The organism is Desulfobotulus alkaliphilus (assembly GCF_007830435.1).
GTDB lineage: Bacteria > Desulfobacterota > Desulfobacteria > Desulfobacterales > ASO4-4 > Desulfobotulus > Desulfobotulus alkaliphilus.
Window position 1 is genome coordinate 16,513 of sequence record NZ_VLLC01000005.1, and the last position, 9,668, is coordinate 26,180.

Genomic DNA, 9,668 nt, shown 5'->3' on the forward strand with positions numbered 1-9,668 from the left:
TCGGATCAGAGCTTCGCAGGCCTGTGCGAAAGAAGAGGCAACTGTCTGAGCCGCCACAAAGGCAGCGTACCAAAGACTGCTATGGTAATAAAAAAGCTTATCCTGCCTGTGGCGGGGAGTTTTGCCGCTTCCGCACAGGGCAAGAAGCTCCCGAATCCGGCACTCAAGATCCATAGGCATTTTTACTCCCGTAAAGGGCTTGGTTTTTTTAGCTTGAGTGCCGGATTGCGTCACGAACAAATGGTCCGGTTGTCTATACACCTGATTAAAGGTATTCGATTTACCAAAGGAAAATTGTGCTAAACAGTTACGGAGATTTTTTATTCGCTTCTGTAACCTTCCGCATCCATTTTGTAGCGGCGGATAATTTTTTGCAGGGACTGGCGCTGGATACCGGAGAGTCTTGCGGCATGGGAGATGTTTCCCGATGTTTTTTTGAGAAGATAATCCAGGTATTGACGGGTAAAGCGGGATAAAACCTCTTCTTTTATCTGCTGATAGGGAAGATCCATGTCCGGGCAGTCGAAGTCTGAAAAAAATTCCGGGCATTTTTGCAATGCGCTGCTCTTTCCGGCAGCGCTTTTAATTTCTTTTCCCGCTGTCATGACACAGAGCCCCTGCAGGGTATTTTCCAGCTCCCTTGCATTGCCCGGCCATGGGGCAGCCATGAATTCTTCAAGGAGAAGGGGGGAAATATGTTTTTTTTCCATCTTCAACTGACATGCGGTTTTTTCCAGAAAATGCTCCGCCAGAAGGGGGATGTCTTCACGGATATCACGCAAGGCAGGCATGGTGATGGTGGCGACATTGAGGCGGTAGAAAAGGTCTGCCCGGAAGGTGTTCGCCTCGATTTTTTTTTCAAGATTCTGATGGGTTGCCGCAATAATTCTCACATCGAGTTTTTTACTCCGGTCACTGCCCAGGGGCTGGATTTCCTTTTCCTGCAGCACCCGCAGCAGTTTGGCCTGAAGGCCTAAGGGCAAATCTCCGATTTCATCAAGAAAAAGGGTTCCCCCTTCGGCTGCCACAAAATACCCGGCCCTGTCTTTGACCGCCCCCGTAAATGCCCCCCGTGTATAACCGAAAAGCTCGCTTTCCAGCATGGATTCCGGTATGGCAGGGCAGTTCACCGTAATCAGCGGGCCGCCCCGTCTTGGGCTGCTGTCGTGGATTGCCCTTGCAGCCAGCTCCTTTCCCGTGCCCGTTTCTCCCGAGATAAGAACCGTGACATCGGTACGGGCCAGCATACGGATTTTTTCAAAGATGCCGCGCATGGGAGCAGACTGGCCGATGAGTCCCGGAACCGGCGTGCAGACCATCCTTGAAAGGCGGATATTTTCCCGTATGAGCCTGTTGTGTTCCAGACCTTTTCTGATGACGTGAATCAGGGTTTCTGTTTTAAAGGGTTTGGGAATAAAATCATAGGCTCCCTCGCGGATGGCGGAAACAGCCGCTTCAATGGTTCCGTATCCGGTCATGAAAATGACGGAAAGGTGGGGATCTTTTTTATGGATTTCCCGGAGCAGGGAATGGCCGTCCATGCCGGGCATGCGGATATCCGTCAGCACAAGGTCCACGGGTTCCCTTGAAAGCATTACCAGTGCTTCTTTTGCACTGGCAGTCGTATGGACAATACAGGGAATATCGGCCAGTATGGTACGTTTGAGTCCGGAAAGCAGGTCCGTTTCATCGTCCACAAGCAGCAGAACGTCTTTTGGGGTGTCCATTATTCTTCCTCCAGAGGCAGATACAGGGTAAAAGTGCTGCCTTTGCCGGGATGACTTTCCACAGAAATTTCTCCCCCATGGCGTGCAACAATGCCATAGACGATGGCAAGACCCAGCCCCGTGCCTTTCTGATCCGCACGGGTGGTGAAAAAGGGTTCAAAAATCCGGTTGAGATTGCCTCTGGCTATGCCTTTCCCGGTATCTTTTATCTCAAAAAATACGTTCCTGTCTTCTTTTCTGGACAAAATTTCTATCTGGCCTCCGACATCCGTTGCCTGTATGGCGTTGAGAATAAGGTTCATCCATACCTGTTGCATCTGCTGGGGATCCGCCGTTACCAAAGGCAGGTCCGGAAGGGGCGTGAACAGCACCCGGATACCCCTGCTCTGAATTTCCCTTGAAAGCATCTGAAGGATGTCCCCTATGATTTCATGCATGTCCAAGGGCTGGTACTGTACAGGGCCTGTCCTTGAAAAATCCAGCAGCGCCTCTACTACCTTTTTGCATATATGGCTGTGTTTAAGGATGATTTGAATATCCTGCCTGATCTGTTCATTTTCTTCAGAGGCCTTTTCAATAAGACGGGCATAAAGCTCAATGACACCAAGGGGGTTATTGATTTCATGGGCCACACCAGCAGCCAGTTCCCCTATCGAAGCCAGCCTGTCGGTCTGGGCAAGGCGGTCATCCATCCGTTTTTTTTCTGTTATGTCCCGCAGGGTGGCTTCAAAATCCGGAATTTCAGCGCAGGTTCCAGGTCTTGCAAGGCTGGACAGGAGAATATCCCTTTTTTCTCCCCTTCGATTTACAATGCGTATTTCCATATCATGGATAGAGCCTTCTTTCTGAAGAATTCCCCAGATTTTGCGGACATGCTGCCCATCCCAGAAAAGCTGATACACGGACTCGATGCCCAAGGCTTCTTCCATGCTGGTAAAGCCAAAGAGTGACAGGCCTGCCGCGTTGATGTCCGTCAGGCGCCCCTCCCTGCTGACCAGAATGGCCTCGGGAGCCGTTTCAAAAAGACTTCTGTATTTGGCTTCACTGGTTTTTAGTTCCCCATGGAGCTGTTTGAGCTCATCGGCAAGGAGATAAAGATTTTGCTGCAGCTGACTGGCTTCATCCTGTTGTGGTGAGACAGGAAAAAAATCGGGGACAGAAGAAGCTGATCCATATATTTTTTTAAAATTATTTAAAATTTCCCTTAGGTTCAGAATAACTGTTTTATGAAATAAGAGGTAGAACAGAAGAAGGAGGGAAAAAAGGGAAAGGGCAGTAACAAAAAAAATGACCCATGCCTTTTCCTGAATACGGGCAAGGGTAGGGTCTATGGGAAGATACAGGGTTTCCGCAGCAACCACCTCACCGAGGTTATAGGAAAAGCTGGCCTGATCTCCATAGATCGAAAGTATTTCTTCCGGTGCATCCGCAGGTGAGCCATGGCAGGAAAGACAGTCTTTTTCAACATATACGGGCGTCATGTGGACAAAGTAGGCATGCCCGTTTTTTTTAATATTACCGCTCCATTCCCTCTGGAAAGGATTGTCATGGAACCACTGAATCCGCTTACTCTCGAAGTCATCTGCAAGGTTTGAAGGGTTTCTTGGATTCAGGGCGGCCCGTTTGTAGGTGAACTCGGGAAAGTGATCATGGAGGCGGTTCATGATTTCTCTGGAAACATAGGAGGTACTCATGGCCTCCAGAAGAAAAAAATCCGGGCTGAAATTATCCTGCATGCGGGGGCGAAGAATTTCCTTTACATAATCGCGGCTGGACTGGGCCATGGCCATGAAAAGGGTGGATTTCTGATTCAGAACAGAAAAATATTCATGGCGGAGATAATAATATTCCATGAGGGCCGCTGCCACGCAAAATAGAAAAACAATGGCAGCAGCTCCCAAACGGAATCTTTTTTTTATACTGAAATCTGGCATCGTCTGGCTACCTGTGCATCCTCCTGACGGCTATCGTTTCTGGCCAGCGAAGACAGTGCTGAGCAATTGCCAAAGCCTTAGCCTTTCAGCACGTCTATCATGGAAAAGACCTGCCCCCGGCATCCCTGGGTTATCTTCTGGCTGAGAAAGCTGACGGCATCCAGCGTCCCCTGAGCGTAGACATCCCGACCATTGATATTATGGGTAAACCGGAAGCAGACGCTGCCGTCTTCGGATTTGAGGGTATAGGTATGCCAGGCATGGCCTGCAATGTGCTCGGAAGGAATCCCCCATACACTTTCCTGACGCTCGGGATTTCTTTCCATTTCAATGGCGTCCACCCCAAAGGGAATACCCAGACGATTGAAATAGCCCACCATGGCCTTGGCCGTTCCTGAAGTATCAGCCTTGCCCGACTGGTGGCTTTCCTCAATGCGAAGGCTATAGCCTTTAAATAAATCCGGAAAATTTTCTGCGGCATGGGCCATCATGGCCTGAAATCCAACGATCTGCTTGGCCATATTGGGAGCAATCACGGCACAGGTGGCAGACTGCACTATGCTTTCGGAAAGGGCATCCCTGTCTCCGCCGGTCGTGCCCATGACAAAGGGAATACCGTGTCTGGCATAAAAGGTGGCGTTGGCATTTACGGCACTGGGATGGGTATAGTCGATGGCTATGAGGCCGCTGTTATTCAGGAGAACATCGGAAATCCATGCATCTCTGTCTGCGGGCCTGATGAGGCTGAAATTCATGTTGCAGCACTGGAGCTGGTCATTAAGGGTATCCGGGCCGGTGAGGGAAGCAGGAATCAGGGAAAATTTTTCATCCGCAAGGATATGGGGGATCAGGGTGGACGCCACATTACCGGGCAGTCCGTTGACCATGACGGGTATTTTTGACATGAAAACTCCTTTCAGTAAGACACTGCTGGCTTTGCAGTACCTTTATCCCAGGGGGAAAGGGAAAAATTGTGAATACTTACCTTTTTTAAGTGCGCCAGCCTTTTCTGCCTTACCTTGACAGGCCTTTTCTGTCCAGCGCTTTTTCAGAAGGCCTGACCCTTTACCTGAGACAGGCTTGCCCGGATCAGTCCCTGGGGGTCCAGTATCAGCCCCACTTCGCCGTCGGGCATGATGGCCGCACCTGCAATGCCCTGAATTTCCTTAAAACTTTCTCCAAGGGGTTTGACCACAATCTGCTGTTTTCCAAGAATTTCATCCACAAAAATACCCGAACGCTGATTTTCAGATTCAAGGACCATCATGAGGCTGGCACTCTGCCCCCGGCCCTCCGGTCTTTGCAGCAGGATTTCAAGGGGAAATGCGGGAATCAGACGATCCTGAAAAGGGGCCATGGTCATTCCCGTGGGCAGGCTGCAGATATCCTCCGGCCTGACTTCAAGGCTTCCCAGTACACTGAGGGTGGGAATCACATAACGGCGTCTTCCGCAACGGCAGACAATACCGTCAATAATCGCTACGGTCATGGGAATGCGCAGGTGAAAACGGGTGCCTGCGTCCCTTGTACTGTCCACGTGGATGCTTCCCGAAAGGGAGAGTATCTGCTCCCGCACCACATCAAGGCCCACCCCACGACCGGATATTTCCGTAAGGCTTGCAGCCGTTGTAAATCCGGGATGAAAAATTATCTTTTCAAGCATTTCAGGTGTAAGGGGAACATCTGCGGCAAGCAGCCCCTTTTCCCTTGCCTTTTTTGCTATGGCGTCGGCATTGAGCCCCTGACCATCATCTTCGATAATAATATGGATATCGCCCCCGCCATGCCGCGCTTCAATGCGCAGCAGCCCCTGTTCCGGCTTGTTTTTGGCTTTCCGGATCTCCGGTTCTTCAATCCCATGCCCCATGGCGTTGCGTACAAGATGGAGCAGGGGATCCCGCAGATGTTCCACCAGAGACCTGTCCAGCTCCGTTTCATCTCCTGTAGACTGGAAAAGAACGGGTTTCCCAAGACTTTTACCCAGCTCCTGTACCATGCGCTGCATTTTCATGAAAAGGGGACGGATGGGGACCATGCGCAGATTCAGCCCCAGATTCTGCAGCTCCCTTGTGAGTTTGGTCAGCTGGGCAAGGTGGTTGTTCAGGGAACCACCGCTGATACTGGCCAGTTCCGGAGCCTGTCTTACCATGGTTTCCACAATGACCAGCTCGCCAATGGTATCCATGAGGCGATCCAGGCGTTCCGCCTCCACCAGTACATTTTCCCGTACCTGTCGATGGACTCCGGTAACACCGGAAGCAGCGTTGTTTTCCCTGATTTCGGAGATCGGCTTCTCCAGACCAAGCCTTGCATGGAGAGGTGCGGGATCTTCAGGCACCGGTACTTTTTTTCCGGAATACCAGTCAAAGGCTTTTTTAAGCCAGCTTTGAATATCCAGAAAAACCGATGTCATGTCTTCGGAAAAAGTATCGGTATCCAGTGTGTCTTCGGCCACATGGCAAAGATTTTCAACGGCTTCCAGCCTGAAAAACCCTGCTTCTCCTTTCAGCGTGTGAAAGGTACGGCGCAGTTCCGTTAATGCAATGGCTTCCTGACCTGCACGAAGAATATATTCTTCCATGGAAGCGAGAACCGGGGGCTGCATGGAAAGAAACTCTGCATAAAGATCCATATCCAGATGGTAGGGCAGTTTATCCGGATGGCGGGTTGTGCCGTTTTCATTCATGTCCACTCCCAGAGTACGGGGGAAAGGGGAAGGCTTTTCATAAAGATCAGAGCCTGAGATCCTTATCCATTCATAAAGAAGGCCTTTATGCTCAGGCCCCATGGACTGCACACCTGACGTTTATGTCAGGTTATATTTTTTTGGGGATCTTGTAAATACAGGCTGAACCAGCCATGGAAACAGATATGTTTTTTGAGGTGGCCAAAGGGGGGGAATGGTCAAAAAAAAGTGCCCGCATCGTTTGATTCATCCATGATCTTTGCGAACGGGGGAGTCTTCAAAAATAATGGAAACGATGCGGGCCAGTTGTAAACCCCTTGAAGCATAGGTTTTCAGGGGATTGTTATCTTAAAATGGCTTGTCGGGGATTGGAAGCACGCTGCTTCACCCCGACCCTCTCCCGGCAGGAGAGGGTGCCAAGGGTATGTTCGGTTTCAGATCATTATTAAGGGATGAGCCTGGATTCCACCCTGTCCATAAAAACCCTGCTGCTGTCTCTGGCGTCGTCACGGCTTCTGTTCAGTATTTCAAGCCATCTTCCGGCGTGAAACCTTGTTCGTGTTCCGATCGGTACACCCGAAAGCGCAAACCAGGTCCGTATCATATGCTCGCTCTGCTGCTGAAGTGATTCCTGCACAGACCACATAAGGTCAAGTCCCGTACATTGCATTTCCAGTATCATGGTTCGGGGATCCATAGGCCCTCCCTTCTTTTTTTAGTTTTGGGGAGTCTCCTGAATAAAACGTTCCATCCGGTTAAGGCTTTCATCCTGAAATTTTTTCACCTTTTCCTGTCCCTGACGTACGGTTGTTATCCAGTTGTGCACAAGGTCTTTTGTCTGCTGGGGAACCTGGGGCAGAGGGTCAAGGATCTGGCGGGTTATTTTTTCCCCCTGATCCTGCACCGCCGCATGGGTTGTGTAAAAATTATTCAAGAGGGTTTTCTGGAAATCAAGGATTTGTTTTGCAATGATTTTGGGTTCCATGGTATATTCTCCTTTGATTATGCTTTGAGGTCGTTTTAATGTTGCACTGCAACTTCATGGTTAGATAATAAGATTTTTGTGCGTTGTGTCAAGAAAAAAATCCATGGGAGTCATTATATTTATAAATCCTGACCTTTTTTAAATCAAAATCCTGTCTTTAGGGTTGTATCGTGGGATATGACCGGTGTGAATTTTATGGAATTGTATTTTTGTGCAGTGCAATAGCATGGAGGAGAAATGGAAAACCACGTTCTGATTAAAAAATATGCCAACCGACGCCTGTATGATACGGAAAAAAGTAAATATGTCACCCTGGCGGAGGTCCGGCTTCTGATACGGGAAGGCCGCGGTATCCATGTCATAGATGTGAATACGGAAGAGGATGTAACTGCCTTTATTCTCACACAGATCGTACTGGAAGAGGCCCGCCAGAAAAATGCCCTCCTGCCCGTCCCCCTCCTTCATCTGATCATCCGTTACGGGGATAATGTTCTCAGTGAATTTTTTGAAAAGTACCTGCAGCAGATTCTTGGAAACTACCTCCATCAGAAATCGGCCTTTGATGAGCAGTTCAGGCGTATGCTGGATCTTGGGATTGACCTTTCCGGAATGGCCCAGAAAACCATGACGGGCATTGCACCCTTTGCTCCGTTCATGGATTTTTTTACCCAGGAAAAAGACAAGGGAAAAAAAGAATAACCCCTTTTTCCCGTTTTTATATGGAAATTTAAAGCCAGCAGTCCTGCGCCCGGTCCGTCAGCGGTTCCGGGCGTAGCTTTTCCCTGATGGCAAGGAAGCAGAAATGGTCCCTATCCTATTTGAAAATGAAGAGCTTCTGGCTCTGGAAAAACCGGAGGGCATTGCGGTCATTCCTGAACGGCATAAAGAAAGTGCCTGCCTTCTTCATATAATGGAAGAAAAGCTGGGAAAGCGGCTTTTTGTGGTCCACCGTCTGGATAAGGAAGTGAGTGGGATTCTCCTTTTTGCAAAGACTGCCCAAATGCACCGCCACCTGAACCTTGAGTTTGAGCAGCGCAGGATTCAAAAAACCTATATGGCCCTTGTCCATGGGTGTCCGAAAGAAAAAACAGGAAATATCCATGCTTCCATCCGGGCCTTTGGATCAGGACGGATGGGCATTGACCCTGAAAAAGGCAAAGGCAGCCATACCCGATGGGAAGTCATCAGGGGGGGGAAGGATCAAAGTCTTCTGGCTGCCTTTCCCGTAACGGGCAGACGGCATCAGATCCGTGTTCATCTTTATCACATCGGCCACCCCATTGTGGGGGATCTTCGTTATGGCGATAAAAATATGCAGAAAAATTACCCCAGACTCATGCTCCATGCCCATGGCCTTGAATGTCGTATGCCCGACGGAAAGATGCTGCGCCTTGACTCCCCGTTACCGGATGTCTTCAGCGTTTGGTAAAATGTTTTTTTTGTCGCTTTGCAGCATTTCTGCCATGGACACCTCTGGACTTTTTATGCAGGGTGCACATAGTCTTTAAATGGGATACAGGATCCCATACCGCAATACGAAATCATCCTGTTCTTTAATGATCTTTTTTTCGACATCAAAAAAGGAGCGTACCATGGAGAAAATTCAGGTTCTGGGTATCTGCGGCAGTCTGCGGAAGAGTTCTGCCAATATGGGGCTTCTGCGTTATGCACAGGAGGCGGCTCCCCAAGGTCTTGACATTCAGATTGCAGATATTTCCGGACTTCCTTTTTACAATTCGGATATGGAAGAAAAACCCCAGAGTGTGCTGGATTTTTTTAAGGCCCTTGAAAAAGCGGATGCACTCCTTCTGGCCTGCCCGGAGTACAATTATTCCATGGCACCGGCCCTTAAAAATGCCCTGGACTGGGCTTCCCGTGAACCGGACAATGCCCTTCTTTCCGGAAAAACAGCAGCGATTATGGGAGCCGGTGGTGGCATGGGAACGGCACGGGCGCAGTATCATCTCCGTCAGGTCTGTGTGTTTTTGAATCTGCATGTACTGAATGCACCGGAAGTGTTCTGCAATGCCTTTGCAGGCGGGTTTGAGGACAATGGCAATCTTAAGGACGAAAAAATCCAGAAACAGATAGGAAAGCTCCTTACCGCTCTGAAGGACTGGACCCTGAAACTGCGGTGACTATTTCTTAATATGATGTAATTATTCAGCACATTTTCTCTTGAAAGACTGTGCGTTAATTTCGAAACGCTGGTTCCAGCAAAAGACAATCGGACTGTTTGTGAGTGACATTGCAATCGTTTCGGATCAGAGCTTCGCAGGCCTGTGCGAAAGAAGAGGCAACTGTCTGAGCCGCCACAAAGGCAGCGTACCAAAGAC

Annotated in this window: 10 protein-coding genes; 3 read left to right on the forward strand and 7 right to left on the reverse strand. The window is 49.4% G+C overall.

What is annotated here, in order from left to right; translation table 11 throughout:
- The 7 genes from LZ24_RS17520 to LZ24_RS04465 form a co-directional block, all read right to left on the reverse strand.
- Window positions 1–180, reverse strand: a 180-nt coding sequence (locus tag LZ24_RS17520; protein ID WP_222427531.1) for a hypothetical protein, incomplete at its 3' end; no start/stop codon positions are given.
- 140 nt (window positions 181–320) lie between these two features.
- Window positions 321–1,727: a sigma-54-dependent transcriptional regulator gene (locus tag LZ24_RS04440; protein ID WP_144682769.1), complete on the reverse strand. Its 1,407-nt coding sequence runs from the start codon at window positions 1,725–1,727 to the stop codon at window positions 321–323.
- Window positions 1,727–3,661, reverse strand: a complete 1,935-nt coding sequence (locus LZ24_RS04445) for a c-type heme family protein (RefSeq protein WP_144682771.1) — start codon at window positions 3,659–3,661, stop codon at window positions 1,727–1,729. Before LZ24_RS04445 ends, LZ24_RS04440 begins: the two co-directional genes overlap by 1 nt.
- A 77-nt stretch (window positions 3,662–3,738) precedes the next feature.
- Window positions 3,739–4,566: a dihydrodipicolinate reductase gene (gene dapB, locus LZ24_RS04450; RefSeq protein WP_144682773.1), complete on the reverse strand. Its 828-nt coding sequence runs from the start codon at window positions 4,564–4,566 to the stop codon at window positions 3,739–3,741.
- 143 nt (window positions 4,567–4,709) lie between these two features.
- Window positions 4,710–6,449 carry a chemotaxis protein CheA gene (locus LZ24_RS04455; RefSeq protein ID WP_144682775.1) on the reverse strand — a complete coding sequence of 580 codons (1,740 nt, stop codon included), beginning with the start codon at window positions 6,447–6,449 and terminating at the stop codon, window positions 4,710–4,712.
- A gap of 343 nt (window positions 6,450–6,792) precedes the next feature.
- A complete protein-coding gene (locus LZ24_RS04460) occupies window positions 6,793–7,044 on the reverse strand; it encodes a hypothetical protein (RefSeq protein WP_144682777.1) in 252 nt (83 codons plus the stop codon).
- A gap of 18 nt (window positions 7,045–7,062) precedes the next feature.
- Window positions 7,063–7,332, reverse strand: a complete 270-nt coding sequence (locus LZ24_RS04465) for a hypothetical protein (protein ID WP_144682779.1) — start codon at window positions 7,330–7,332, stop codon at window positions 7,063–7,065.
- A gap of 237 nt (window positions 7,333–7,569) precedes the next feature.
- On the opposite strand from LZ24_RS04465, the gene LZ24_RS04470 reads away from it, so the two are divergent.
- From LZ24_RS04470 to LZ24_RS04480, 3 genes are all read left to right on the forward strand, one after another.
- Window positions 7,570–8,031, forward strand: coding sequence for a polyhydroxyalkanoate synthesis regulator DNA-binding domain-containing protein (locus tag LZ24_RS04470; RefSeq protein ID WP_144682781.1), 462 nt, complete (start codon window positions 7,570–7,572; stop codon window positions 8,029–8,031).
- Window positions 8,032–8,134: 103 nt separating this feature from the next.
- Entirely contained in the window at window positions 8,135–8,761 is a 627-nt protein-coding gene (locus LZ24_RS04475; RefSeq protein ID WP_144682783.1) for an RluA family pseudouridine synthase, read from the forward strand.
- Between the two features lie 163 nt (window positions 8,762–8,924).
- On the forward strand, window positions 8,925–9,470 hold the full coding sequence (locus LZ24_RS04480; protein ID WP_144682785.1) for an NADPH-dependent FMN reductase: 546 nt from the start codon (window positions 8,925–8,927) through the stop codon (window positions 9,468–9,470).
- Window positions 9,471–9,668 lie beyond the last annotated feature (198 nt).

Bases quoted from the DNA above. Each gene is read 5' to 3' on its own strand.
- LZ24_RS04480 (WP_144682785.1), top strand. From the start codon at position 8,925: ATGGAGAAAATTCAGGTTCTGGGTATCTGCGGCAGTCTGCGGAAGAGT.
- dapB (WP_144682773.1), bottom strand. From the start codon at position 4,566: ATGTCAAAAATACCCGTCATGGTCAACGGACTGCCCGGTAATGTGGCG.
- LZ24_RS04470 (WP_144682781.1), top strand. From the start codon at position 7,570: ATGGAAAACCACGTTCTGATTAAAAAATATGCCAACCGACGCCTGTAT.
- LZ24_RS04460 (WP_144682777.1), bottom strand. From the start codon at position 7,044: ATGGATCCCCGAACCATGATACTGGAAATGCAATGTACGGGACTTGAC.
- LZ24_RS04445 (WP_144682771.1), bottom strand. From the start codon at position 3,661: ATGCCAGATTTCAGTATAAAAAAAAGATTCCGTTTGGGAGCTGCTGCC.
- LZ24_RS04440 (WP_144682769.1), bottom strand. From the start codon at position 1,727: ATGGACACCCCAAAAGACGTTCTGCTGCTTGTGGACGATGAAACGGAC.
- LZ24_RS04455 (WP_144682775.1), bottom strand. From the start codon at position 6,449: ATGGGGCCTGAGCATAAAGGCCTTCTTTATGAATGGATAAGGATCTCA.
- LZ24_RS04465 (WP_144682779.1), bottom strand. From the start codon at position 7,332: ATGGAACCCAAAATCATTGCAAAACAAATCCTTGATTTCCAGAAAACC.
- LZ24_RS04475 (WP_144682783.1), top strand. From the start codon at position 8,135: ATGGTCCCTATCCTATTTGAAAATGAAGAGCTTCTGGCTCTGGAAAAA.